Origin of the sequence: Tsukamurella conjunctivitidis (assembly GCF_007858475.1) — a bacterium.
In the GTDB taxonomy this organism is placed as follows: domain Bacteria; phylum Actinomycetota; class Actinomycetes; order Mycobacteriales; family Mycobacteriaceae; genus Tsukamurella; species Tsukamurella conjunctivitidis.
Genome location: NZ_VIGX01000008.1, coordinates 26105 through 50880 on the forward strand (window position 1 = coordinate 26105; position 24776 = coordinate 50880).

General features: G+C 71.9%; 31 protein-coding genes. 18 read left to right on the forward strand and 13 right to left on the reverse strand.

Annotated features, from left to right (window positions below; translation table 11 throughout):
* Positions 1-64: 64 nt before the first annotated feature.
* Complete coding sequence (locus FK530_RS15065) at positions 65-1297, forward strand: MFS transporter (RefSeq protein ID WP_146487966.1); 1233 nt, start codon at positions 65-67, stop codon at positions 1295-1297.
* Here FK530_RS15065 and FK530_RS15070 read toward each other — a convergent pair.
* The gene (locus tag FK530_RS15070) at positions 1210-2169 is read right to left on the reverse strand and encodes a LysR family transcriptional regulator (RefSeq protein WP_146487860.1); all 960 of its coding nucleotides are present in this window, start codon (positions 2167-2169) and stop codon (positions 1210-1212) included. The two genes, FK530_RS15065 and FK530_RS15070, sit on opposite strands and share 88 nt — an antisense overlap.
* A 70-nt stretch (positions 2170-2239) precedes the next feature.
* On the opposite strand from FK530_RS15070, the gene FK530_RS15075 reads away from it, so the two are divergent.
* Genes FK530_RS15075 through FK530_RS15085 form a run of 3 tightly spaced genes read left to right on the forward strand, consistent with a single transcriptional unit; the run spans position 2240 to position 4537 of the window.
* Complete coding sequence (locus FK530_RS15075) at positions 2240-2599, forward strand: nuclear transport factor 2 family protein (RefSeq protein ID WP_146487861.1); 360 nt, start codon at positions 2240-2242, stop codon at positions 2597-2599.
* A gap of 44 nt (positions 2600-2643) precedes the next feature.
* Positions 2644-3306, forward strand: coding sequence for a TetR/AcrR family transcriptional regulator (locus FK530_RS15080; RefSeq protein WP_146487862.1), 663 nt, complete (start codon positions 2644-2646; stop codon positions 3304-3306).
* A 52-nt stretch (positions 3307-3358) separates the two neighbouring features.
* Complete coding sequence (locus tag FK530_RS15085; protein ID WP_146487863.1) at positions 3359-4537, forward strand: oxygenase MpaB family protein; 1179 nt, start codon at positions 3359-3361, stop codon at positions 4535-4537.
* A gap of 22 nt (positions 4538-4559) precedes the next feature.
* Here FK530_RS15085 and FK530_RS15090 read toward each other — a convergent pair whose 3' ends face one another.
* From FK530_RS15090 to uraD, 8 genes are all read right to left on the reverse strand, one after another.
* Positions 4560-5684, reverse strand: coding sequence for a glycerate kinase (locus FK530_RS15090; protein ID WP_146487864.1), 1125 nt, complete (start codon positions 5682-5684; stop codon positions 4560-4562).
* Positions 5685-5693: 9 nt separating this feature from the next.
* On the reverse strand, positions 5694-7514 hold the full coding sequence (gcl, locus tag FK530_RS15095) for a glyoxylate carboligase (protein WP_146487865.1): 1821 nt from the start codon (positions 7512-7514) through the stop codon (positions 5694-5696).
* Between the two features lie 24 nt (positions 7515-7538).
* Positions 7539-8420, reverse strand: a complete 882-nt coding sequence (locus FK530_RS15100) for a 2-hydroxy-3-oxopropionate reductase (protein ID WP_146487866.1) — start codon at positions 8418-8420, stop codon at positions 7539-7541.
* Between the two features lie 52 nt (positions 8421-8472).
* Entirely contained in the window at positions 8473-9309 is an 837-nt protein-coding gene (locus FK530_RS15105; protein ID WP_146487867.1) for a hydroxypyruvate isomerase family protein, read from the reverse strand.
* 222 nt (positions 9310-9531) lie between these two features.
* Entirely contained in the window at positions 9532-10905 is a 1374-nt protein-coding gene (locus tag FK530_RS15110) for a nucleobase:cation symporter-2 family protein (RefSeq protein ID WP_146487868.1), read from the reverse strand.
* Positions 10906-10917: 12 nt separating this feature from the next.
* A complete protein-coding gene (gene pucL / locus FK530_RS15115) occupies positions 10918-11823 on the reverse strand; it encodes a factor-independent urate hydroxylase (protein WP_146487869.1) in 906 nt (301 codons plus the stop codon).
* 5 nt (positions 11824-11828) lie between these two features.
* Positions 11829-12176, reverse strand: a complete 348-nt coding sequence (uraH, locus tag FK530_RS15120) for a hydroxyisourate hydrolase (protein ID WP_146487870.1) — start codon at positions 12174-12176, stop codon at positions 11829-11831.
* A complete protein-coding gene (uraD, locus tag FK530_RS15125; RefSeq protein ID WP_331456355.1) occupies positions 12173-12751 on the reverse strand; it encodes a 2-oxo-4-hydroxy-4-carboxy-5-ureidoimidazoline decarboxylase in 579 nt (192 codons plus the stop codon). The genes uraH and uraD overlap by 4 nt, the downstream gene beginning before the upstream one ends.
* A 56-nt stretch (positions 12752-12807) precedes the next feature.
* Here uraD and FK530_RS15130 point away from each other — a divergent pair, with 56 nt between their 5' ends.
* Entirely contained in the window at positions 12808-13050 is a 243-nt protein-coding gene (locus FK530_RS15130) for a thiamine-binding protein (protein ID WP_146487872.1), read from the forward strand.
* Positions 13043-13432, forward strand: a complete 390-nt coding sequence (locus tag FK530_RS15135) for a helix-turn-helix domain-containing protein (RefSeq protein WP_146487873.1) — start codon at positions 13043-13045, stop codon at positions 13430-13432. The genes FK530_RS15130 and FK530_RS15135 overlap by 8 nt, the downstream gene beginning before the upstream one ends.
* Here the strand turns inward: FK530_RS15135 and FK530_RS15140 are convergent.
* Complete coding sequence (locus FK530_RS15140) at positions 13413-13958, reverse strand: TetR/AcrR family transcriptional regulator (RefSeq protein WP_146487874.1); 546 nt, start codon at positions 13956-13958, stop codon at positions 13413-13415. The genes FK530_RS15135 and FK530_RS15140 overlap by 20 nt on opposite strands.
* Before the next feature lie 71 nt (positions 13959-14029).
* On the opposite strand from FK530_RS15140, the gene FK530_RS15145 reads away from it, so the two are divergent.
* The gene (locus FK530_RS15145) at positions 14030-15001 is read left to right on the forward strand and encodes an alpha/beta fold hydrolase (RefSeq protein WP_146487875.1); all 972 of its coding nucleotides are present in this window, start codon (positions 14030-14032) and stop codon (positions 14999-15001) included.
* A 13-nt stretch (positions 15002-15014) separates the two neighbouring features.
* Here FK530_RS15145 and FK530_RS15150 read toward each other — a convergent pair whose 3' ends face one another.
* Together FK530_RS15150 and FK530_RS15155 are read right to left on the reverse strand one after the other, a co-directional pair.
* On the reverse strand, positions 15015-15563 hold the full coding sequence (locus FK530_RS15150) for an isochorismatase family protein (protein ID WP_146487876.1): 549 nt from the start codon (positions 15561-15563) through the stop codon (positions 15015-15017).
* On the reverse strand, positions 15560-16894 hold the full coding sequence (locus tag FK530_RS15155; RefSeq protein WP_410468464.1) for a nicotinate phosphoribosyltransferase: 1335 nt from the start codon (positions 16892-16894) through the stop codon (positions 15560-15562). The genes FK530_RS15150 and FK530_RS15155 overlap by 4 nt, the downstream gene beginning before the upstream one ends.
* An 18-nt stretch (positions 16895-16912) precedes the next feature.
* Here FK530_RS15155 and clpS point away from each other — a divergent pair, with 18 nt between their 5' ends.
* The 11 genes from clpS (at position 16913) to FK530_RS15210 (ending at position 24134) form a co-directional block, all read left to right on the forward strand.
* Positions 16913-17245 (forward strand): ATP-dependent Clp protease adapter ClpS, encoded by a 333-nt coding sequence (gene clpS / locus FK530_RS15160; RefSeq protein WP_146487877.1) that lies wholly within the window; start codon positions 16913-16915, stop codon positions 17243-17245.
* Positions 17246-17854 (forward strand): DUF2017 domain-containing protein, encoded by a 609-nt coding sequence (locus tag FK530_RS15165; RefSeq protein ID WP_146487878.1) that lies wholly within the window; start codon positions 17246-17248, stop codon positions 17852-17854.
* Positions 17855-17882: 28 nt separating this feature from the next.
* Positions 17883-18311: a M67 family metallopeptidase gene (locus tag FK530_RS15170; protein WP_269434167.1), complete on the forward strand. Its 429-nt coding sequence runs from the start codon at positions 17883-17885 to the stop codon at positions 18309-18311.
* Complete coding sequence (locus FK530_RS15175; protein WP_146487879.1) at positions 18311-18589, forward strand: MoaD/ThiS family protein; 279 nt, start codon at positions 18311-18313, stop codon at positions 18587-18589. The genes FK530_RS15170 and FK530_RS15175 overlap by 1 nt, the downstream gene beginning before the upstream one ends.
* A 53-nt stretch (positions 18590-18642) precedes the next feature.
* Positions 18643-19611 (forward strand): PLP-dependent cysteine synthase family protein, encoded by a 969-nt coding sequence (locus tag FK530_RS15180; protein WP_146487880.1) that lies wholly within the window; start codon positions 18643-18645, stop codon positions 19609-19611.
* Positions 19612-19647: 36 nt separating this feature from the next.
* Entirely contained in the window at positions 19648-20298 is a 651-nt protein-coding gene (locus FK530_RS15185) for a rhomboid family intramembrane serine protease (RefSeq protein ID WP_146487881.1), read from the forward strand.
* A gap of 28 nt (positions 20299-20326) precedes the next feature.
* Positions 20327-21088, forward strand: a complete 762-nt coding sequence (locus tag FK530_RS15190; protein ID WP_146487882.1) for a cyclic nucleotide-degrading phosphodiesterase — start codon at positions 20327-20329, stop codon at positions 21086-21088.
* A gap of 34 nt (positions 21089-21122) precedes the next feature.
* Positions 21123-21905 (forward strand): ribonuclease PH, encoded by a 783-nt coding sequence (gene rph / locus FK530_RS15195; RefSeq protein ID WP_068536789.1) that lies wholly within the window; start codon positions 21123-21125, stop codon positions 21903-21905.
* Complete coding sequence (rdgB, locus tag FK530_RS15200) at positions 21902-22516, forward strand: RdgB/HAM1 family non-canonical purine NTP pyrophosphatase (protein ID WP_146487883.1); 615 nt, start codon at positions 21902-21904, stop codon at positions 22514-22516. Before rph ends, rdgB begins: the two co-directional genes overlap by 4 nt.
* A 27-nt stretch (positions 22517-22543) precedes the next feature.
* Entirely contained in the window at positions 22544-23791 is a 1248-nt protein-coding gene (locus FK530_RS15205; RefSeq protein WP_146487884.1) for an LCP family protein, read from the forward strand.
* Positions 23792-23852: 61 nt separating this feature from the next.
* Positions 23853-24134, forward strand: a complete 282-nt coding sequence (locus FK530_RS15210) for a hypothetical protein (RefSeq protein ID WP_146487885.1) — start codon at positions 23853-23855, stop codon at positions 24132-24134.
* Between the two features lie 63 nt (positions 24135-24197).
* Here FK530_RS15210 and FK530_RS15215 read toward each other — a convergent pair whose 3' ends face one another.
* Positions 24198-24554 (reverse strand): hemophore-related protein, encoded by a 357-nt coding sequence (locus FK530_RS15215; protein WP_146487886.1) that lies wholly within the window; start codon positions 24552-24554, stop codon positions 24198-24200.
* Positions 24555-24776 lie beyond the last annotated feature (222 nt).

The following is a 24776-nucleotide window of genomic DNA, read 5'->3' on the forward strand; positions in this document are numbered from 1 at the left end:
TGGACAGTACCCGGCTCCGTGGGATACAACTGGGATACAAGTCGGGAAGGGCGAGACCGTGGACATGGACGTGGAGATCGAGGCCGGCGCGGTGCGGGAGCGGGTGCAGCGCCGCACGCTGGCCGTGGTCATGGCGGGGCAGGTACTCGGCGGGGCGGGCCTCGCGGCGGGGATCACGGTGGGTGCCCTGCTCGCGCAGGACATGCTCGGCTCGGCCTCGCTCACCGGTCTCCCGATCGCGATGTTCACCTTCGGCTCGGCCTTCGCGGCGTACCTCGTCGGCCGGATCAGTCAGCGTGCCGGCCGGCGCATCGGCCTCGCCGCGGGCTTCGGCGCCGGCGCGGCGGGCGCGGCCGGGGTGGTCCTCGCCGCGGCGATCGGCAGCGTGCCCCTCCTGTTCGCTTCCTTCCTGGTCTACGGCGCGGGGACCGCGACGAACCTGCAGGCCCGCTACGCGGGCACGGATCTCGCGACGCCCGCGCGCCGCGCCACCGCGATCAGCCTCGCCCTGGTCTCGACGACGATCGGCGCCGTCGCCGGCCCGAACCTGGTCGCGCCGCTCGGGACGCTCGCCGGGAACCTCGGTCTCCCGCCGCTGGCGGGCCCGTTCCTCCTGGCCGCGGTCGCCTACGCCGCGGCCGGCACCGTCCTGTTCCTCCTGCTGCGGCCGGACCCGCTGCTCCTCGCGCGCGAGCTCGGGGCCGCACCGGAGGCCCCGACGGAGCCGTCCGTCTCCGGTGTGCGTCCGGCCGCCTTCCTGGGTGCGGCGGTGATGGTCGTGACGCAGATCGGGATGACCGCCGTGATGACGATGACCCCCGTCCACATGCAGGCGCACCATCACGGGCTCGGCGCCGTCGGCATGGTGATCGGCCTGCACATCGCCGGGATGTACCTGCCCTCCCCGATCACCGGCGTTCTCGTCGACCGGGTGGGGCGGGTCCCGATGGTCGTGGCCTCCGGCGTCGTGCTCGCCGCCGCCGGACTGCTCACGGCGCTCGGCCCGGGCGAGACGCTCTGGGCGAACATCGTCGCGCTGGTCCTGCTCGGGATCGGCTGGAACTTCGGGCTGGTGGCGGGCACCGCCCTGGTGGTCGACGGGACCGCGCTGCCGGATCGGGCCCGGGTGCAGGGCAAGGTCGACGTGCTGATCGCCCTGTCGGGCGCCGGCGGCGGACTGGCCTCGGGCGTCGTCGTCTCCGCGTGGACCTACCCCGCGCTGGGGCTCGGCGTCGCCGCGCTCACCGTGGTGGCGCTGGGCGCGGCCGTGGCGCGCTGGCGCCCGGCGGCCGCCTGATCGACCGTCAGGTGTGCCCGCAGCGTCCGGGTCATCGCGCCCGCCGCCGCGGAGGGTGCCGCCCGGGTCGCGAGGGACAGCGCCGTCCGGGCGGACCGGGCGAGCGGGATCGTCGCCAGGCCCGGCCGGCCGCCCGCCATCGACCCGGTGAGCACCGCGACGCCCGCCCCGTGCGCGGCGAGTGCCAGGAGCGCCTCGGGGGAGTGCGCCTGCACGGTCGGCTCGACGACGGTCCGCTCGGCGGCGCAGGTGATCTCGAGCGCGGCGCGGACGCCCGTACCGCGCGGTAGGCACAGCACCGTCGTACCGGCGAGATCGGCGCAGGCGAGCGAGTCCCGGCCCGCCCAGGGGTGGCCGTCCGGCACGACGGCGGTGAGCGGCTCCCGGATCAGTGGGTGCGCCGACACCGTCGCGGGCAGGGCGTGGGCGTGCGCGACGAGGGCGACGTCGAGCGCGCCCGCGACGAGGTCGGCGACGAGGTCGTCCGAATTCCCCTCCATGACGTCGACGGTGACCGCCGGGTGCGCGGCCCGGAACGCCGCGAAGCCCGAGAGGTAGCCGGGGATCGTGCAGCCGATCACGGTGCCGAGTCGCACGTGGCCGCGGACGACGCCCGTGAGTTCGTCGGCGGCCGCGCGCACCGCTTCCACGGAGGCGAGCGCGGCCCGCGCGTGCGGCAGCAGCTCCGCGCCCTCGGGGGTGACCGCGACGGTCCGTGTACCGCGCTCGAGCAGACGGTGGCCGAGTTCCCGCTCCAGCTTGGCGACCTGCGCGGAGACGCCCGACTGCGCGACGTGCAGGGCGTCCGCGGCTGCGGTGAAGGAGCCGCGGTCGACCACGGCGACGAGGTAGCGGAGCTGGTGCAGTTCCATCACTCGTGATGATAGTTCTCATCGTTCGTAGCTGTTGGACTTCTGCTGAGCACGGACGCAGGGTGGAGTCATGACCGAGAACAGCACGCCCCGCCGCATCGCCGAGACCTACTTCCGCTGCTGGGAGGAGAAGGACTTCGAAGCGTTGCGCCCCTACCTCGCCGCCGACTGCGTCTTCACGGGCGTCTTCGGCGTCGCGCACGGTCCCGAGGAGTTCCTCCGGGGCCTCGGCGGCATGGCCGCCGCCACCGACTCGCTCGCGGTGCGCGCCCGCGTCGCCGACGGCACCGACGTGATCACCTGGTTCGACCTGGGGATGGGCGGTGCGCCGCAGACGGCGGTCGCGAACTGGACGCACGTCGAGAACGGCCTGATCACCGCGGTGAACGTGACCTTCGACCCGCGCGAGATCCTCGCCGCTTCGGCCTGACCGCCGGGCGGGAGCGAGCGGCCCGGGGTCGCTACGCTGGGCCGATGACCGAGACCGAGGGGCGGCGTTACAGCGGTGTCAGCGCCGAGGCGCGGCGGGACGAGCGTCGCGCCCGGTTCGTGGACGCCGCGCTGACCGTCGCCGCCCGCGAGGGCGTGGCGGCCGTGAGCGCCCGCTCGCTCTGCGCGGAGTCGGGCCTGCACGCGCGGTACTTCCGCGAGACCTTCGATTCCCCCGACCAGGTGCTCGCCGAGGCCTTCGACGCAATGGCCGCCACTGTCGTCGCCGATGCCCGGACGGCCATCGCGTCCGTGCCGGAGGGCGGGGCCGACGGGATCGAGCGAAAGGTCCGTGCCGGCGTGCACGGTTCCCTCGCCGCGATGAGCGCAGACCCGCGTCGGGCCGCGCTCCTGATGGGTGCCGACCTGCACCCCGGACTGCGCGACCGGCGCGAGGCGCTGGTCGACCTGCTCGCCGGGGTGATGGCGGGCCAGGCCGCCGAGTTGCTCGACGATCCGCCCGACCCGGTCGACGCGCGGCTGTCCGCGCGGCTCATCGTCGTCGGCGGGATCGACCTCGCGATCGCCGCGCGCGCGGGCCGGATCGACGCCTCCCCGGAGCGGATAGAACAGATCATGGTCGCCGGGATCCTCGGGAACCGCGAGCTCACGGCCGTGCTGCGGCGGCTCCGCGGTGCCGACGGCTGAGGCGCGCAAATTGTGGCTACACGCCGTAGCCAGATAGGGGTACATTCGGGGTATGACCATCGCAGCCCCGCGCACCGTCGACACCCCTGAACGCTTCGATCGCGACCCGGAATGGGCCGCCCGGACCACCCTGCCGCTCCGTCTGCTGCAGCACGACCGCCGGCCGTTCACCGCCGAGGAGATCGACTGGGCCCGCGACGGCGTCAGCCGCGGCGACGAGCTCGGGAACCGGCTCGGGCGGGCGATGATCGACGACCGCGCCTTCTCCATGCGCGAGCTCGACGACGCGCTCGGCGGAGGGGAGACCGCGGTCCCGGTGCTCCGGGAGCTGATCGATGCGACGGGAGCGGCGGCGACGCCGGCGTGGGTGGACTTCGACGCGTGCGAGCGCGGGGCGGCGGTGTGCCGGCGCTCGGGCTCGCTCGGCCTCGACGTCCTCGCCACGGCCTCCCTGATGACCGGGTACACCACCTCCGCCACCACCCGCCAGCTCGTCGCGACGGGCCGCCTCGTCGACGGCGTCGACGCGCGGATCCACGAGACGACCCAGTGGTGGGCGGAGATCATCGGGGGCGAGCTGCGCCCGCACGAGCAGGGCTGGCGCTCCGCCGTGAAGGTCCGCGTGATCCACGGCCTCGCCAACACCGCGCTGCTGCGCCGCGACGACTGGGACACCGCGGAATGGGGCATGCCGATCAACCAGTCCGACCAGCTCGGCACCCTGGGCCTGTTCTCCACCACCTTCCTCATCGGCCTGCGCGCCCTGGGCATGCCGGTGTCCGCGGCGGAGGGCCGCGACGTGATGGCACTGTGGCGGTACGTCGGCTGGCTGCTCGGCATCGACGAGCACGTCCTGCCCGCCACCGAGGGGGAGGGCCGCCGTCGCATGGTTCAGATCGGGCAGTACGCACCCGGCCCGGACGCCGATTCCGCGGTCCTGGGGCGCGCCCTGTACGGCAACTGGGGCCGGCACGACTACCCGGTGGCGCAGTCCGTCCGCCGCCTCTTCCACCGGCGTTACCTGGGCAGCCTCGAGGCCGTCTTCGCGGGGCCGGCCGGCCTGCGCGACCTGGGCCTGCCCCGGGAGCTGCCCTGGGCGGTGCCGGTGGCCTGGGCGAATCACCTGCCCTTCCAGGCGGCGGCGCGCCTCTCGCCCGTCGCACGAGAGTGGGTGACGGCCCGCGGCGAACGGCAGATCGCCACCTGGCTGTCCCGCAACCGGCCGAGCTGATCGCGCTCGGACCGCGCGCGGCTCAGGCGGTGACCCCACCCTCCGCGATGGTGCGGCCCACCCGGCGCAGCAGGTCGGCGGCGTTCGCGATCGACCGTGCGGGGTCCGGCTCGATGTCGGAGAGCGTCAGTGCCCGTTGGAATCCGGCGGCCCTGACCTGCTCCGCGCTCAGCGCGCTGCGGCCCGCCACAGCGATGACGGGCACCCCAGCCGCGCGTGCCGCGGAGGCCACGCCGACCGGTGCCTTGCCGTGCAGCGACTGCTCGTCGAGCGACCCCTCGCCCGTGACGACGAGATCCGCCGCCGCGACCTTGCGGGCGAAGTCGGCGAGCTCGAGCACGATGTCGACGCCCGGCCGCGCCGCGGCGCCGAGCACGGCCATCGCGCCGAAGCCCGTGCCGCCCGCCGCCCCCGCGCCCGGCGTCCCCCGCAGGTCGGTGCCGGTCGCCTCCGCCACCACATCGGCCCACGTGCGCAGCGCGCCGTCGAGCAGCGTGACCTGGGAGGCGCTCGCCCCCTTCTGCGGCCCGTAGACGGCCGCGGCGCCGGCGGGGCCGAGCAGCGGGTTGTCGACGTCGCAGGCGAGCGTGAATCGCGCGGCGCGGGCCTCGGGGATCAGGCCCGAGAGGTCGGCGTGCGCAGCGTGCAGCAGCGCGGTGCCGCCGGGCCGCACGGGTTCGCCCGCACGGTCGGTGATCGTCACGCCGAGCGCCTGCAGCATGCCGGCGCCGCCGTCGGTCGACGCGCTCCCGCCGAGGCCGAGGACGATGTCCTCCGCGCCGTGCTCGAGCGCGTGCCGGATGACGGACCCCAGCCCGAAGGTCGTGGCGCCCAGCGCGTCCGGCACGCCGCCGGGCAGCAGTTCCAGCCCGACGGCCGAGGCCAGCTCGACCACCGCCGTGGCGCCGCCGCGCGCGTAGGACGTGGTGTGCGGAGCCCCGGTCGGCCCGGTGGTCCCCACCTGCACCCGCTCCCACCCGGACGCCACGGCGGCGTCGACGGTGCCGTCCCCGCCGTCCGCGATCGGGGCGTGCACGCACACCCAGTCGGGAGCGCCGTCCGCGATGCCGCGAGCGAGCGCGGCGGCGACGCCCGCCGCGGACAGCGAGCCCTTGAACTTGTCGGGCGCGAGCAGCACCGTCGTCATCGCAGCCGCCTAGTCCAGCAGCAGGAGCGCGGTCGGCGCGTCGGTCCCGACGGTCGCGAGGTCCTCGAACTCGGCCACGTTGTCGAGTTCGGTGCCCATCGCGATGTTGGTCACCCGCTCCAGGAAGATCTCGACGACGACGGGCACCTTGTGCTCGCGGGCCATCTCCTGCGCGCGGGTGAGCGTCGCGGCGATCTCGGCGGGATCGGTGACCCGCACCGCCTTGCAGCCCAGGCCTTCGGCCACCTTGACGTGGTCGACGCCGTAGCCCTTGGGGGCCAGGGGCATCGGGTCCGCGCCGTTCGTGCTGTGGGCGTCGTCGGCGTCGGCGTTGATGTTGTCGAAGCCCAGCTGGACCTGGAAGTCCATGTCGAAGGCGCGTTGCGCCTGCCGGATCAGGCCGAGGTACGAGTTGTTCACGACCACGTGCACGTAGGGCAGGTTGAACTGCGCCGCGACCGCGAGTTCTTCGATCATGAACTGGAAATCGTAGTCGCCCGACAGGGCCACCACGTCGGTTCCGGGCACGGCCTTGACCACGCCGAGCGCCGCGGGGATCGTCCATCCCAGTGGCCCGGCCTGCCCGCAGTTGATCCAGTGCCGCGGCTTGAAGACGTGCAGGAACTGCCCGCCGGCGATCTGCGAGAGCCCGATCGTGCTGACGTAGCGGGTGTCGCGGCCGAAGGCCTTGTTCATCTCCTCGTAGACGCGCTGCGGCTTGATCGGGATCTCGTCGAAGTGCGTGCGCCGCTGCATGGTCCGCTTGCGCTCGGCGCAGGACTCGACCCACGCCGAACGGTCGGCCAGGGCACCGGCCGTCCGCCGCTCGCGGGCCACCTCCACCAGCTGCTCCAGCGCGGCGCCCGCGTCGGAGACGATGCTGTAGTCCGGCGGGAAGACGCGACCGATCTGGGTGGGATCGATGTCCACGTGGACGAACGTGCGGCCCTCGCGGTAGGTGTCCAGCCCACCCGTGTGCCGGTTCGCCCAGCGGTTGCCGATCCCCAGCACGAAGTCGGAGGCGAGCATCGTCGCGTTGCCGTAGCGGTGCGCGGTCTGCAGGCCCACCATGCCGGCCGCGAGCCGGTGGTCGTCCGGGATGGTGCCCCAGCCCATGAGGGTGGGGATCACCGGGACGTCCAGCAGCTCCGCCAGTTCCACCAGCTTGTCGGAGGCGTCGGCGTTGATGATGCCGCCGCCCGCCACGATGAGCGGTCGCTCGGCCGCGGCCAGCATGTCCAGCGTCTTCTCCGCCTGCGCCCGGGTCGCGGCCGGCCGGTGCACGGGCAGCGGGGTGTAGGTGTCCGGGTCGAACTCGATCTCGGCGAGCTGCACGTCGATGGGCAGATCGATGAGGACGGGGCCGGGCCGACCCGAACGCATGAGGTGGAAGGCCTGCGCGAAGACGCCCGGCACCTGTGCGGGTTCGAGCACGGTGACGGCCATCTTGGTGACGGGCTTCGCGATGGAGGCGATGTCGACCGCCTGGAAGTCCTCCTTGTGCAGGCGGGCGACGGGCGCCTGACCGGTGATGGCGAGGAACGGGATGGAATCGGCCATGGCGGAGTACAACCCCGTGATCATGTCGGTGCCCGCGGGGCCGGACGTACCGATGCAGACCCCGATGTTGCCGGCCGCGGCGCGGGTGTAGCCCTCCGCCATGTGTGAGGCGCCCTCGACGTGGCGGGCGAGCACGTGGCCGATGCCGCCGTGCGCGCGCATCGCGGCGTAGAAGGGGTTGATGGCGGCGCCCGGAACGCCGAACGCCTGAGTGGCGCCCTCGAGTTCCATGATCGTGACCGCTGCTTCGGCGGCGCGCATACGAGCCATGTCAGTTCTCCAATGGTCTTCGGGTTAGGAGGTGCGGCCCGACAGCCGCTCGACGCCGCGCAGCAGCGCGGAGTGGTCGAGCGCACCGTCGCCGTTGGCGCGGGCGGAGGCCATGAGTTGGGCGACGAGGCCGCCGAGCGGTGCGACGACGCCGGCCTCCCGGGCGGCGGCGGTCACGATGCCGAGATCCTTGTGGTGCAGCTCGATCCGGAACCCGGGTTCGAACTCGCGGTCGAGCATCTTCTGCGCCTTCTGGTTCAGCACGGCGGAGCCCGCGAGCCCGCCCCCGAGGACCTCCACCGCTGCGGCGGTGTCCACGCCGTACGCCTCGAGGAAGACGATCGCCTCGGCCAGGAGCTGGATGTTGCCGGCGACGATGAGCTGGTTGGCGGCCTTGACCGTCTGGCCCGAGCCGTGGGGGCCCACGTGCACGATGGTCTTGCCGACCACGTCCAGTATCGGCTTCGCCGCGGCGAAGTCCTCCGGCTCGCCGCCGACCATGATCGAGAGGGTCGCGTTCACCGCACCCGCCTCGCCGCCCGAGACGGGTGCGTCGATGAGACGGAACCCGCGCTCGCCGGCCTGCGCGGCGAGGTCCGTCGTGACGTCGGGCCGGATGCTGGAGAAGTCGATGATGAGCGCGCCGGCGGGGGCGTTGTCGAAGACGCCGCCCTCGCCGGCCAGCACGGCCTGCACGTCGGGGGAGTCCGGCACCATGACGGCGATGACCTCGGCGTCGGCCACGGCGTCGGCGATCGAGGCGGCGGCGCGGCCTCCGGCGTCGACGAGGGGTTTGGCCCGCTCCGGGGTGCGGTTGAAACCGGCCACCGTGTGCCCGGCGTTCGCGAGGTGGACGGCCATGGGGCTGCCCATGATGCCGAGTCCGATGAAGGCGATGTTCGTCATTGTCGAGTCCTTGTCGGGTCGTCGATCGAGAGGGGACGGGGGACCGGGACGGTCAGGACGCGGCCGGGATGCGGGCCGCGCGCTGCTCGCGCGGGAGCCATGCGAAGGGATCCGCCTGGGTCTGCTTGTACTCCAGGCTGATCGGGCCGCGGTAGCCGACGCGGGTCAGGTGCGCCAGGTGGCCGTCGAGATCGAGCGTGCCGGTGCCGGGCTCTCCGCGGCCGGGATCGTCCGCGATCTGCACGTGGCCGATCCGGTCGGCGTAGGTGTCGATGGCGGCGGTGACGTCGTCGCCGTTGACGTGCAAGTGGTACAGGTCGGCGAGCAGACGCAGGGAGTCGATACCGGACTGCTCCCGCACGCGATCGATGACGGCCACCGCGTCGGCGGCGGTCAGCAGCGGGTAGCGCGGGGCGCCGCTCACCGGCTCGATCAAGACGACGGCGTCCATGGCGGCCGCGGCACGCCCGGCGGCGGCGAGGTTCTCGGTCGCCACCGCGTCCTGCTCGGCCGGGGCGACGCCGTCGATCCGGTTGCCGTACAGCGCGTTGAAGGCGCGGGTGCCCAGGCGCTCGCCGATGCCGAGGACGACGTCGATGTTGTCGCGGAACTCGGTGACGCGGGCGGGGTCGGAGAGCAGGCCGCGCTCGCCGCCGGGCATGTCGCCGGCGGCGAAGTTGAGTCCCGTCAGCTGGACGCCCGCATCCTCGACGGCGGTGACGAAGGCGTCGACCTGCCGGTCGCCGGGCACGGAGGTCGGGAAGGGCCACCAGAACTCGACGGCCTCGAAGCCGGCTTCGCGGGCGACACGGGGCCGCTCGAAGATCGGTGTGTCGGCCAGGAGGATCGAGCAGTTGACCGTGTACTGGGCGGGGGCGTTCGCGTTCATGGGGGCTCCTTCGTCAGACAGGACGTACGGGCGATGCAGGTTCTGGCGAGGTCCGATACGACCTGCAAGCTTTCGCCTGTTGGAAAGATCATTTCCGTACTATGGAATTGTGGCATGTGATGGTGGTCACGTCAAGGGGTTCCGGAAAGACGGAAGCCGGAGTGCGTGGTGCACCCCGGCTCCGGTCGGAGGCGTGCGGCCGTCGGCCGACGACTCGGATTCTCAGTCGTCCTTCGGGATCGGATTGCCGCGTTCGTCGGGTGCGGCTGCGAACACCGAGACGTCCGGGCGGTTACCTGCGGTGATCTCGTTGAACAGGAAGTTCAGGACGACCGCCACGACGGCCGCGGCGCTGATCCCGGAGTGCATCACGGTCCCGACCGCCGTCGGGAAGGCGTGCCAGAAGTCCGGTGCCGCCACGGGGATCATGCCCATCCCGAGGGACACGGCGACGATCACCATGTTGAGGTTGCCGTCGAAGTTCACGCGCGAGAGCGTCTTGATGCCGCTGGCCGCGACGGAGCCGAACAGCACGAGGCCGGCGCCACCCAACACGGGATACGGGATCGCCGCGATCACACGGCCCACGACGGGGAGCAGGCCCAGGAAGGCGAGGATGCCGCCGCCCATCGCCACCACGTACCGGCTCTTGATCCCGGTGAGGGCCACCAGGCCCACGTTCTGCGCGAACGCGCTGCACGGGAAGGCGCTGAACGCGGGGGCCACCGCGGTGGAGAGCATGTCGGCCCGCAGTCCGTTCGCCACCCGCCTGGCGTCGACGGGCGTGCCCACGATCTCGCCGATGGCGAGGATGTCGGCCGTGGTCTCGGTCATGATCACCAGGATCACGATCGTCATCGAGATGATGGCGCCGATCTGGAAGGTCGGGCTGCCGAAATGCAGGATCGGCGGGAGCGAGAAGATCGGGCCGTCGCCGACCTTGGAGAAGTCGAGCTCGCCCATGAACGCGGCGATCACCGTGCCGACGACGATGCCGATGAGGATCGAGAGCCGGGAGATCGCGCCCTGGAACAGGCGGCTGATCACCAGGATGATCAGGACCGTGGCACCCGCCAGCCCGATGTTCGCCATCGACCCGTAGTCGGCGGCCTTCGCGTTGCCGCCCTGTGCCCAGTTGAAGGTCACGGGCAGCAGTGACAGGCCGATCACCGTGATGATCGTGCCCGTCACGACCGGCGGGAAGTAGCGCACCAGCTTCGCGAAGACCGAGCTCAGGGCGAGGCCGATCAGCCCGGCGACGATGATCGCGCCGAAGATCGGCCGCACGCCGCCGTCCTGCGCGATGGCGGTCATCGTCGACACGCTGGCGAACGAGAGGCCCTGCACGATCGGCAGCCGGGCGCCGAGGGGACCGATGCCGATCGTCTGCAGGATCGTGGCCAGGCCGCTGACGAACAGGCCGGCGGTCACGAGCAGGCTCATGTCCGTGGCGGAGAGCCCCGCCGCGCCGCCCACGATGAGCGGGGGCGCGATGACGCCGCCGTACATCGTGAGGATGTGCTGGAGGCCGTAGACGAAGGTCCTGCCCAACGGGAGGCGTTCGTCCTCGGGCCGTACCTCGGTGGCTGTGGTCATGCCGGGCGCCCGTTAGCAGAATCCGGGGACGCCGTGCCACGCCGAGCCGGCGTCGGACGCGTCGTCGCGCACCACGCTCGCCTCGATCAGGCCGTACGGGCGGTCCGCCGCGATGAACACCTCGCCGGGGTTCTCCGTGCCGAACGGGGACAGGTCCACCAGGAAGTGGTGCTTGTTCGGTGCGGAGAACTTGATCTCCGCGACCTCCGGGTGTCGCTCGAGCACCGCCTCGCCCATGCCGTACAGGGTCTGCTGCAGGGCCTTGCTGTGGATCTCGGCGAAGCGCTGCAGCATGATCGCGCGGATCGAGTCGAAGGTCTTGTCCCAGTCCACGTCCGTGTGGTCGTAGCGCCATTTCGCGACGAGGGACGTGGCGAGGATGCGGTCGTCGGTCTCCTGCAGCGTCGTGTACTTGTCCTTGAGGAAGCCGTGGAACTCCGAGCCGGTGGACTTGAGCAGCGTCAGGTCGTGGATGCCGGAGACGACGTGGGCGCGGCGGTCCGCGCCGCGGCCGTCGACGTTGACGACCGTCGAGCGGACGCCGCCGCCGGAGCGGACGAACGCGTGGTCGTGGCCGGCTCCGTCGACCTCAATGCGCTCCCAGGGGTACTCGTGCACCTCGATGCGCGCACCGTCGGCCTTCGGGGTGGAGTCGATGAAGTGCCCGCCGAGCGTGAGCGCGTAGTCCTCGATCGCGCCGATCCCCTTCTCCTTGGCGAAGGCGAAGGCGGTGTTCTTCTGGGTGTCGGTGGGCAGCACTGCGGCTTGATCGCCGCTGATGTGCGCATCGGAGAAGTCTCCGCGCAGCGCCGAGGAGACGTTGAGATCGCGGATCGTGTGCCGGGCGGTGTCGCGGTAGATCCGCACCACGCGGTTCTCCGCCTTGCCGTACTGGTTGGGGCCCAAGTGGATTGCCATGGTGGTCAGCTTCCTTTGTAGGTGGAGTAGTGGAACGGGCTGAGGAGTAGGGGGACGTGGTGGTGGGGGACCGCGCCGCCCTCCGCCCGGAGCTGGAAGACGATGGAGACCTCCGGGAAGAAGTTCTCCTGGCCGGTGGCCGCGGCGTAGTGCGCGGTGTCGAAGGTCAGGCGGTAGACGCCGGCGGCGAGGTCCTCGGGGCCGAGGTCGCGGATCCGGCCGTCGTCGTCGGTGACCCCCGCGGCGACCGGGTCGGCGGTGCCGTCCGGTTCGAGCCGGTCCAACCGGATCGGCACGCCGGCGGCGGGGACGCCGCGCGCGGTGTCGAGGACGTGGGTGGTGACGGTGCTCATGAGCTCTCCTCTGCGAGTTCGTCTTCCAATTCCAGAACACGGGCGAGGCGGCGCAGTGCGATGCCGCGCAGCTCGCGGGCCACCTCGGCCGCCTCCGTGTCCGGCGCGTTCTCGAGGCGCCGGTGCAGTTCGGCGAGGACCGTCGTCGCGTCGAGCCCCGCGGCGTTGATGAGGAAGACGCGGTCGAACCGGTCCTCGTAGGCGCGGTTCCCGGCGACCAGGGCCGCCTGCGTCTGCGCGTCGGTCGCGACGCCCGACTGCTCCGTGCGGGACCACGCCGCCTCGGTGGAGGACCCGGCGGCGCGCTCGCCGATCCGCGGGTGCGCGGCCAGGGCCCGGTCGACGTCGGTGGGCGTGAACGCCAGCGCCGCGGTGCCGGCCACGCGGAGCGCGTCCGAGGCATCGGCGTAGGGGCGCGCCGCCAGGACCGCGTCGCTCCACGAGCGCACATCGCAACACGCGAGTAGAGTCGCCCGGATATCGGCCTCAGGTGCCGAGTTGAAGTCTTCGAGGTCCATCTGACCTGCCTTCTTTCGGTCTGCGGAAGAAGTTTTCCACTCATCGAAGAATGACATGTGATCTGAGTCACGTCAACAGTTTGTTGAAAATTCCTCCGGGCTACGATGCGGACATGCGTCTCACCGCGGAATTCACCAGTGAGCCCTTCGAGGGTGAGGGGGCGGTGCCCTCGCACGCCGAGCGGGCCGTCGCGGTGCTCCGCGCCCGCGGCCTGGACCACGACTTCGGGCCGCTCGGTACGGCCGTCGAGGGTGAGGCGGGCGCGGTGCTCGACGCCCTGCGTGAGGCGCTCGCCGGGGCCTTCGCGGGCGGCGCCACGCGGATCACCGTGCAGATCGACCGCGCCGATGGCTGAATCGGTGCCGCGGCCCGCGGGGGAGCACCCGCTGCTCGAGGCCGTCCGGGAACTCGTCGCGCGGGTGGACGGCGAGATCGTCGCGCCGGATGCGGTGCGACGCGGCGACGTGCCCCTGATGTGGGAGGGCGAGACGGTGGCCGGGGTGCGGCTGCCGGTGGTCGAGGCGCAGGCCGGGGATCTCGACTCGTTGCTCGCGAACCTGGCCGCCGAGCTGGGCTCGCCGCTGGGCGAGCTCGACCGGGCGGAGAAGCAGCGGGCCGTTCGCCTGCTGGAGGAGCGGGGCGCGTTCGCCTACCGCAAATCCGCGGAGGCGGTGGCCGAGGCGCTCGGCGTCACCCGGTTCACGGTCTACAACTACCTCAACCGGGTCCGGGGCTGACTCCGGCCAGAGCGCGAACGGCGGCAGCGGCCTCCTCGGCGTCGATGAGTCCGATGAGTGCTCGGTAGGCCAGGCCGTCCGCGGCGGCGAGCAGGACGCGCGCACGCTCGCGGTCCCCGTCGAGGAGGTCGGTCGCGAGATCCTCGGCACCCCTCAGTGCCTCGCCGACGATCGCGCGCAGCCCCGGGTCGGTGACCGACTCGGCGAGGTAGGCGTACCAGACCTTCGCGCCGAGCCGCCCCGTTCCGTCCCGCGGGATCGCGTGTGTGAGCAGCATGAGCAGCGCGTCGTCGCGGTCCTCGGGGACCGGATTCGCGCGCTCGGCGAGGGCGAGGTACGAGGTCAGCGCGTGTGCGACGATCGCTTCGCGGGTGGGGAAGTAGTGCTGCACGCGCCCCATCGAGATCCCGCCGCGCGCCGCGATGGCGCGGAGGGTGACGGCCGCGATGCCGTCCTCCGCGATGATCGCCCACACCGCGCGGTCGATCTCCGCGCGGCGCTCCTCGTGATCGACCTGCTTCGGCATCCGCCGATCGTAGCAATGCGGATGCATCGCCACGCTGTTACAATGCGTGTGCATTGCCAAGGAGGTGCGCGATGGGACGACGGATCCGCCGAGCGGCGGCGATCGGGCTGGCGGCGGCGGTGGTACTCGGTGCCACGGGCGCGTACCTGGTGCGCGACCCGAGCCCCGTCGGCTACTGGCGGTCGGCGGATGCGCGCGAGACCTACCTGGCCCGGTACGACCGCGCCTTCCGCGACCTGCCCGCACCGACCGCGGCCCGCGACGTGCGCACCGGCTTCGGCGTCGTCCGCGCCTACCGGTTCGGCGAGCCCGTGCCCGGCGCGGCGCCCGTTGTCCTGGTTCCCGGCCGCTCCTCGGGCGTGCCGATGTGGGCCGACGTGCTGGCCCGGCTCGGCGACCGGGAGGTCTACGCGGTCGACGCGCTGGGAGATGCCGGGATGAGCGTGCAGGACCGGCCGCTCGCCGGCGCCGAGGACCAGGCGGCGTGGCTCGCGGAGGCGCTGACCGGCCTCGGGCTCGACCGGGTCCACCTCGTCGGACACTCGTTCGGCGCGTGGGGCGCGGCGAACCTCGCCGTCCGTTTCCCCGAGCGGGTCGCCACACTCACGCTGTGGGAGCCGATCCTCGTCTTCGCGGGGCTGCGCTGGCAGATGTACGCCGCCACGCTGCCCTCGGCCTTGCCCTTCCTGCCCGAATCCTGGCGCAGGAAGGGGCTCGCGTCCATCGGCGGTGCCGACGAGACCGACACCGCCCGGAGCCCCATCGGCGCCATGATCGACGCCGGGGCGGCCGGGTACCGCGCCGCGCTCCCGACGCCGGCGCAGCCCGACGCCGCCGCGCTGGCGCGGCTCACGATGCCCGTCTTCGTCGGACTCGGCGGCCGGAGCGCCGTCACCGACACCGCGGCGGCCGCGGCGCGGGCGCGCGCCCTGCCGGACGCGACGGTCCGCGTGTGGCCCGAAGGGACGCACTCCCTGCCGATGCAGTACCCCGACGAGCTGCACGCGGAACTGACGGCCCTGCTCGCGCGGCGGCCGGGTTGATCCGGACTCGGCGTCAGGACACCGTGATCCCGGCGGCGGTGAACTCCGCCAGCGCGGTACGGGTGGACTCCGCCGCGACGCCCGCGGTGTAGTCGGCGAGGACGCGCACGGTCAGGCCCGCGGCGAGAGCGTCGAGCGCGGTCGCCCGCACGCAGTAGTCGGTGGCGATGCCGACCACGTCGACCTTCGAGACGTCGTGCGCCGCGAGCCATTCCGCGAGCGAGGCGCCATCGGCGTCGTGGGCCTCGAAGCCCGAGTAGGCCGCCGAGTAGGCGCCCTTGCTGAACACCGGCACGCGCAGCGGCAGGCGTAGGTTCGGGTGGAACTCGGCGCCGCCGGTGCGCGCCCGGCAGTGCACCGGCCACGACTCCACGAAGTCCGGCGTCGCGGAGAAGTGCGCACCGGGATCGATGTGCCAGTCCCGCGTCGCGACGATGACCGGGTACGACTCCAGCAGGTCGTCGTGGATGCGGCGCGCCACCTGCGCGCCGCCGGCGACGGCCAGCGAGCCGCCCTCGCAGAAGTCGTTCTGCACGTCCACGACGATCAGCGCGGTCGTCATCGCTTCTCCTCGAATCGCGTCGGGATCGCGGGCTCGCCGTTGGACAGGCCCAGGCCCTCCCACGGCAGCGTCACGAGCGCCTCGCGCAGGTGGGTGCGGGCGTCCTCGAGGCCGGGGAGCCCGTCGACCTGATCGCCACCCCGCACCAGCGGGATCTGCAGCGGTGTCGCGGTCAGGTGCGCCGGCACCACGGGCGTCGCGCCCGGCCGGTGCAACACCTCCTCGACGATGGTGCCGGTGCTGCGCGCGAGCCGCACGGCGCGCTTCTCACCGCCCTGGGTCTCCTTGTGCGAGCTGCGCTTGGCGACGGGCAGACCGTCGACCTCGACGAGCTTGTACACCATCCCCGCCGTGGGCGCGCCGGATCCGGTGACCAGCGAAGTGCCGACGCCGTAGACGTCGATCGGTTCCGCGCGCAGGGCGCCGATCGCGTACTCGTCGAGGTCGCCCGAGACGACGATCTTCGTCCTCGTGGCGCCCAGGCCGTCGAGCTGGGCGCGGACCTGCCGCGTGATGATGCCGAGGTCGCCGGAATCGATCCGCACCCCGCCGAGCTCGGGCCCCGCGGCGCGCACCGCGCGGTTCACGCCCTCCGTGATGTCGTAGGTGTCGACCAGCAGGGTGGTGCCCGGCCCCTGCGCGGCGACCTGGGCCGCGAACGCGGCCTCCTCGTCGGGGCCGTCCGGGCCGGTGTGCAGCAGGGTGAAGGCGTGCGCCGCGGTTCCGCCCGACGGGACGCCGTACGTGCGCGCCGCCTCCATGTTCGAGGTCGTCGCGAACCCCGCCAGGTACGCGGCGCGCGCCGACGCCACCGCGGCGCGCTCGTGCGTGCGGCGCGAGCCCATCTCGATCAGCGGCCGGCCTGCGGCCGCCGAGACCATGCGGGCGGCCGCGGACGCGATCGCACTGTCGTGGTTGAGGATCGACAGGATCAGGGTCTCGAGGATCACGCCCTCCGCGAAGGTCGCGCGCACCGTCAGGAGCGGCGACCCGGGGAAGTACAGCTCGCCCTCGCGATAACCGTCGATCTCGCCGGTGAACCGGTAGTCCGCGAGCCACGCGAGCGTGTCGGGGTCGAGGAATCGCTCGACGACCGCGAGCTCGTCGGGGCCGAAGCGGAACCGGCGCAGCTCGTCGAGCACCCGCGAGGTGCCCGCCAGGACGCCGTACCGGCGGCCCGCGGGCAGGCGTCGAGCGAAGACCTCGAAGACGCAGGGGCGGTGCGCGGTGCCGTCCTTGAGCGCCGCCGCCAGCATGGTCAGCTCGTACTGATCGGTGAGCAGGGCCGAGCTCCGCCAGGGGATGTCGGTCCCGTTTTCATCTACCGTCACACTGGGTACCCTAGAACCATGACCGACAGCAGCGCAGCGGCACCGGGAGGTCCTGGGGGCGCCGCCGCCCAGCCCGGCACGTCCGCGGTGCTGGAGCGCAAGACCGACGAAGCCGTCGACAAGCCCTGGGTCACCGTGGTCTGGGACGACCCCGTGAACCTCATGTCGTACGTGACCTTCGTGCTGCGCAAGCTGTTCGGATTCAGCACGGCCAAAGCCAAGGAACTGATGATGCAGGTGCACACCGAGGGGAAGGCCGTGGTCTCCACGGGCGACCGCGACAAGGTGGAGGCCGACGTCCGCAAGCTGCATGCGGCCGGCCTGTGGGCGACGATGCAGCGAGACGACTGAGTGCGTAACTGGCAGGTCAAGCGAGGCGTGCGCGGCGATGTCCGCTTCGTCTCGAAGATGGATCCGGAGGAGGTGGGCCTCGTCCGGTCGCTCGTCGGCTCCCTGGTGGAGCTCTTCGACGAGCGGGAGGACTCGGCCCCGCACGACGATCTCGCCGAGCTCACGGGGCTGCGCACGGGCCACGCCGAGCCGCCGCAGGAGACCGTGCTGCAGCGGCTGCTGCCCGACTTCTACCGCCCCGACGCGAACGCCCCCGGCGCGAGCGAGGCACCGTCGGGCGAGCTGGCCCGCGACCTCAACGGCGCGCTCCGCTCCCTCAACGAGCCCGAGGTGATCGACGCCAAGCGCGACGCGGCGCAGACCGTGCTCGCCACCCTGCCCGAGCGGGCCGGCACGGTCACCCTCACCGAGTCCGAGGCGCAGGACTGGCTGACCTGCATCAACGACCTGCGCCTGGCGCTGGGTACCCTGCTCGGCATCACCGCGGACCTGCCCGACGGCCCGTCCTCCGAGGACCCGGCCCGCGCCGGCCACGTGGACGTCTACCACTGGCTGTCGGCGATGCTCGACGTGCTGGTCTCGGTGATGCTCGACCGCGAGGCGGAATAGCCCCGGGCCCGGCGCGGTTGTTCGGGGCGTGACCGAGACGGGCCTGACCATCCGGCGTGAGCTGGTGGAGACGATGATCGCGCACGCGCGCCGTGACCACCCGGACGAGGCGTGCGGCGTCATCGCCGGCCCCGAGGGCTCCGACCGCCCCGAGCGCCTCATCGAGATGGTCAACGCCGAGCGATCGCCGACCTTCTACCGGTTCGACTCGGGCGAGCAGCTGCGCGTCTGGCGCGGGATGGACGAGGCCGACGAGGAACCGGTCGTCATCTACCACTCGCACACCGCCACCGAGGCCTATCCGTCCCGCACCGACGTGGCCTTCGCATCCGAGCCGAACGCCCACTACGTGCTGATCTCGACCCGGGACGAGCTGGGCCCCGACGCCGAGGTCCGCAGCTACCGCATCGTCGATTCCGTGATCACCGAAGAGCCCGTCCACATCCTGGAGGATTGATGTCCGTCACCGTCTCCATCCCGACCATCCTGCGGCCGCTCACCGGCGATCGGAAGCGGGTGCCCGCCGAGGGCGCGACGCTGGCCGCCGTCATCGACGACCTCGAGACACGGCACGCCGGGATCAAGGACCGCCTCATCGCGGACGGCGCGCTGCACCGGTTCGTCAACGTCTACGTCGACGACGAGGACGTGCGGTTCACCGGCGGCCTCGACACCCCCGTCACCGACGGCGGCACCGTGACGGTGCTTCCCGCGGTGGCCGGCGGCTCCCGGTGAGTGCCGCGGTGCCGTTCGACGGTGCCCTCCTCGCGCGCGGTGCAGGCGGATAGATGCGTTTCGATTCGCTGCTCGACTCGCTCGGCGGCACACCGCTGATCGGACTGCCGCGCCTCTCGCCGCGCTGGGAGAGCGCCGACGCTGCGCCGCACGTGCGGCTGTGGGCGAAACTCGAGGACCGCAACCCGACGGGGTCGATCAAGGACCGCCCGGCGCTGCGCATGATCACGGAAGCCGAGGACGACGGCCGCCTGCGCCCGGGCGACACCATCCTCGAGCCCACCTCCGGGAACACCGGCATCAGCCTCGCGATGGCCGCCAAACTCAAGGGCTACCGGCTGGTGTGCGTGATGCCGGAGAACACGTCCGCGGAGCGGCGCCAGCTGCTCACCATGTACGGCGCCGAGATCATCCCCTCGCCCGCCGCGGGCGGCTCCAATCGGGCCGTCGCCGAGGCGAAGAAGCTCGCCGCCGAGCACCCCGACTGGGTGATGCTCTACCAGTACGGCAACCCCGCGAACGCCCGCGCGCACTACACCGGCACCGGCCCCGAACTGCTCGCCGACCTACCGGAGATCACGCACTTCGTGGCCGGGCTCGGCACCACCGGCACGCTCATGGGCACCGGGCGCTACCTGCGCGAGCACGTCCCCGGCGTGCAGATCGTGGCCGCCGAGCCGCGGTACGGCGAACTGGTCTACGGGCTGCGCAACCTCGACGAGGGCTTCGTCCCGGAGCTCTACGACGAGTCCGTGCTCACCCGCCGGTTCTCCGTCGGCTCCTACGACGCGGTGCGCCGGATGCGGCAGCTCATCGACGACGAAGGGATCTTCGCCGGCGTCTCCACCGGAGGAGTGCTGCACGCCGCCCTCGGTGTCGCGAACAAGGCCCTGGCGGCGGGGGAGCGGGCCGACGTGGCCTTCGTCGTGGCCGATGCGGGATGGAAGTATCTGTCGACCGGCGCGTACGACGGTACGTTGGAAGATGCGGAGGAGGCCCTCGACGGCCAGCTCTGGGCGTGAGTGACGCACCGCCTCCGCTCGCGCGAGGAGGTCGCCATGACGGTTCCCAGGAACGACGAGCGCTCGCCCCTGCGGCGGGTCGCCGGCAGCACGGCGGGCAGGTCCGCGATCGTGGTCGCGGTCTTCGTCGCCGCGCTGTGGGGCATCGAGGTCGTCGACAGCATCGCCGGCAACGCCCTCGATCAGTGGGGCATCCATCCCCGGGACGGTGGTGACGCCGTCCGCGGTATCGCGCTCGCGCCGCTGCTGCACGGCGGCTGGGAGCACCTGGCCGCCAACAGCGTCCCCGCGCTCATCCTCGGCTTCCTCGGACTCATCGCCGGCGCGGGCCGGTTCCTGCTGGCCACCGCGATCATCTGGGTGGTCTCCGGGATCGGCGTCTGGATCACGGGCGGCACGAACACCGTCGTGATCGGGCTGTCCGGCGTGCTGTTCGGTTGGATGACGTACCTCGCGGCACGGGGGTTGTTCACGCGCAAGCCGCTGGACCTGATCGTCGGGGTGACGCTGATGGTGCTCTACGGCGGCATGCTGTGGGGCGTCCTGCCCGGCCAGCCGGGAGTCTCCTGGCAAGCGCACCTCTGGGGCGCCGTCGGCGGCGTCGTCGCGGCGGTGCTCCTGGGGCGCCGCGCTCGCAGCGAGTCCGGACCTGGCAATTCTCGTCAGGTCGGCGCGATTGCCTCGTGACGATCACGCATCTGGCAGCATGTGCTTCATGCGTCTCACCATCCTCGGGTGTTCCGGCAGCGTCGGCGGTCCACGGGCGGCCTGCTCGGGATACCTCTTGGAGGTGGACGGGCACGAGCCGGTGGTGATGGATTTCGGCCCGGGGGTGCTCGGGGAGTTGCAACAGCGCGTCGATCCGAACGCCGCGACGGTGATGCTCTCGCACCTGCACGCCGATCACTGCCTCGACCTGCCCTCGCTCCTCGTGTGGCGCCGCTACCACCCCGAGCCCGCGGCGGGCCGTGCCCGGCTGATCGGTCCCGCCGACACGCCCGAGCGGATCGGACGCGCGTCCGCGGAGACGGCGGCGATGCTCGACGACATCTCCGACACCTTCGACTTCTCGGCCTGGACCGAGGGGGAGGACCACGCGGTCGGCGGCTTCACCGTGCGGCCCTTCCGCATGTTCCATCCGCCCGAATCCCACGGGCTGCGGATCACCGCGCCGAGCGGCAAGGTACTCGCCTACACCGGTGACACCGGCGTCTGCGACAACCTCGTCGAGCTCGCCCGCGGTGCCGACGTGATGCTCGCCGAGGCGAGCTGGACGCACGACCCCGAGAACCGCCCGCTCGGAGTGCACCTCTCGGGCGTGGAGGCGGGGCGGGCCGCGGCGGAGGCCGGCGTCGGACGACTGCTCCTCACCCACATCCCACCCTGGACCTCCCGCGAAGCGGTGCTCGCCGAGGCGCGTTCCGTCTACGACGGCCGGGTCGACGCGGTCACCGGCGGCGACGTCTTCGAGCTCTAGCGCCGCCGTCGAGCCGAGGCGATAGGCTGGGCGCGTGAGCAGACGCGCAGACGGCAGGGCCGACGACGAACTCCGCCCCGTGACCATCACCCGGGGATTCACCCAGAACCCCGCGGGCTCGGTGCTGGTGGAGTTCGGCAACACCAAGGTGCTCTGCACCGCAAGCGTCGAGCTGGGGGTGCCCGGATGGCGCCGCGGCTCCGGCCAGGGATGGTTGACCGCGGAGTACTCGATGCTCCCCGGTGCCACGCACGAGCGCAGCCGTCGTGAGTCCACCAAGGGCAAGGTCGGTGGGCGCACCCACGAGATCTCCCGCCTGATCGGCCGTTCGCTGCGGGCCTGCATCGACCTCGCCGCGCTGGGGGAGAACACGATCGCGATCGACTGCGACGTGCTCCAGGCCGACGGCGGCACCCGTACCGCCTCCATCACCGGTGCCTATGTCGCGCTGTGCGACGCCGTGACCTACCTCGGCGCCGCGGGCAAACTGACCGACCCGCAACCGATCTCGTGTGCGATCGCCGCCGTTTCGGTGGGCGTCGTCGACGGTCGCGTCCGCCTCGACCTTCCCTACGAGGAGGATTCGCGCGCGGAGGTCGACATGAACGTCGTCGCGACCGACACCGGCACCCTGGTCGAGGTGCAGGGCACCGGCGAGGGCGCGACCTTCGCCCGCACCACCCTCGACTGGATGCTCGACTCCGCGATCGCGGGCACCGAGAAGCTGTTCGCGGTGCAGAAGGAGGCGCTCGCGGCGCCGTACCCCGGCGTGCTGCCCGAGTTCGAGGGCGAGCAGAAGAAGAAGTTCGGGCAGTGACCCGGCTGCTCCTCGCCTCACGGAACGCCAAGAAGCTCCGGGAGCTGCGGCAGGTCGTGGCGGACGCGGGCATCACGGGACTCGAGGTCGTCGGGCTCGACGAGGTCCCGCCCTTCGAGGAGCTGCCGGAGGACGCACCGTCGTTCGAGGGCAACGCCCTGATCAAGGCTCGACAGGGGTACGAGCGCACCGGCCTGCCCTGCCTCGCCGATGATTCCGGCATCTGCGTCGACGCGCTGAACGGCATGCCCGGCGTGCTGTCGGCGCGCTGGTCGGGGCGGCACGGCGATGATCCGGCGAACACCGCCCTGCTGCTCGCGCAGATCTCCGACACGCCCGACGAACGCCGTGGCGCCGAGTTCGTCTCGGCGTGCGCCCTCGTGGACGGAACCGGCGAGACGACGGTGCGCGGCGCCTGGCCGGGCACCGTCCTGCGGGAGCCCCGGGGCGAGGGCGGATTCGGCTACGACCCCGTCTTCCTCCCCGAGGGATCGGACCGCACGGCCGCCGAGCTCAGCGCCGAGGAGAAGAACGCGATCAGTCACCGGGCACGGGCGCTCGCGCAGCTGGTCGAGCCGTTGCGGGCACTCGCGGCGCGCGTCCCCGAATAGCGCGACTGGGCGCGGTAATGTCGCCGCGTGAAGAGCAGACCGTCGGGGGCGCGTGGTGGCCGCGTGGCCATCGCGCTGCTGTCCGCCGTCGTGCTCACCGTCACCGGGGCCGTCTGGTGGAGCACCAATCTGGTGATCGGCGGCTTCAACGTCTCCCGGGCACTCGCCGAGGCGAAGGTCGCGAAGTCCACGGGCGGCGCAAAGAACATCCTGCTGATGGGCCTGGACACCCGGCGCGATCAGAACGGCGATCCGCTGCCCGCCGACGTTCTGCGCCAGTTGCACGCCGGTACCAGTGACAACGGCGGCTACAACACCAACACCCTGATACTCATGCACGTGCCCGCCGACGGGAAGAAGGTGACCGCCTTCTCGATCCCGCGCGACGACTACGTGGACTTCGTCGGCGTCGAGTCGAAGAAGAAGGGGAAGATCAAGGAGGCCTACGGCACTCGCAAGGCCGAGGTCGCCGACAAGCTGGCCGCACGAGGCGTCGCCGACGGCAAGGAGCTCGAGACCAAGTCCCGCGAGTCCGCGCGCGCCGCCACGATCGCGACCGTCGGCCGCCTGGTGGGAGTGCCCATCGACCACTTCGCCGAGGTCAGCCTCGTGGGCTTCTACGATCTTGCGCAGACTCTCGGCGGCGTCGAGGTGTGCCTCAACAACCCGGTGCGCGACAGCTACTCCGGCGCCGCCTTCCCCGCCGGTCGCCAGAAGCTCAACGCCGCGCAGTCGCTCGCCTTCGTGCGACAGCGGCACGGGCTCGCCGACGGCGACCTCGACCGCACGCACCGCCAGCAGGCCTTCATCGCGGGCGTCATGGTCCAGCTCCAGAAGCAGGGCGTCTTCGGGGACATCCGGAAGCTGCAGTCGCTCATCGCGGTGGCGCAGAAGGACGTCGTGGTCTCCGACGGATGGGACCTGCAGGAGTTCGCTCAACAGGCGGGTCAGATCGCGGGGACCAACCTCACGTTCACGACGCTGCCGGTCCTCGGCTACTCGACGATCGACGAGCAGGCCGTCAACCTCGTGGACCCCAAGGCGATTCGCACGCAGGTGCAGAAGGCCTTCGGCCAGTCGGTGCCCGAGCCGAGCGACGCGGATCAGACCGCCGACCCGAGTGCCGGCACGGACTCGACGCCCGCCCCGAACCCGGTGGGCTACACCGTGCCGCGCGCGCCCGGGGCCACGTCGGTGGCTCCGTCGGCCGCGGCCGGGCCCGTCCCCGATGCCGGGACCACCCTCCGCGGCGGCGAGATTCCGTGCGTCGACTGAGTCGGGGCGCGGTAGCGTCACAGGGCGTTCCGAACCGACGAGTGTGAAGCAGGTGCAGATCATGGGGAGACCCACGACCGGGGTCCGATTCGGCGCGGCGGTGCTCGCCATCGCCGCGCTGACGCTGACGGGGTGCACGAAGCAGGGTGGCGACACGACGTGCGAGAACTACCAGAAGATGTCCGACGCGGATCAGCGCGAGCAGGTGACGAAGCTGTACAAGGACAAGCACGGCGAGGAACCCTCGGCGATCATCGTGAGCGGTCTGCAGCAGCAGGCGATCGTCTACTGCAAGACCGCGGCGAAGCCGGATTCGAAGATCAAGGAGATTCCGATCTCCTGATCCGCCGCGACGAAAGGCGCCGACTCCCCTCGGGAATCGGCGCCTGTCGTCGTCAGCGGGTGATCAGTACTGCGAGCAGGTCGAGGCGACCACACCGATCGTGTGATTGATCCGTGCCTCGTTCTGCGTGTAGTACGCCGCGAGCTGCGGGTTCTGCCGCCCCAGCTCGTGAATGCGCGCGGTGCGCTCAGCGGGCGGGAGGGTGAGGATCCGTTCCGCCTCGGCGCGACCGCCCGGCACCTGGTTCACCATCGTGGCGGCCTCGGGTGCGACGGCCACCAGGGCGCGTTCGACCTGGCCGACGGTGCAGTTCGTTCCGGGAACCGGGTCCGACGGTGCCGCCTGGGCCATCGCGGCCGGAGCCAGGACGAGGGCGCCGGCGGCGCCCGCGGTTGCGGCGATCTTCCAACGAGTGAGCATGGTGTTCTCCTTTCGTCGTCGCCCGGACGCATCGGTGGACGCCGTCCGAGCCACTGGACCGAACGTACCCAGGACATGCTGAGTTCAACCGAAGAGAATTCACAGGCATTCACAGGTGGTGGGTCCGCCTCGCCGTGAATACCGGGTGTCGCCTGGAGCTTCTTTCATGAGAAGCGGCGCGAAGAATTCTTCGAACGACATCCCGTGTCGTCCTTTGCGGCC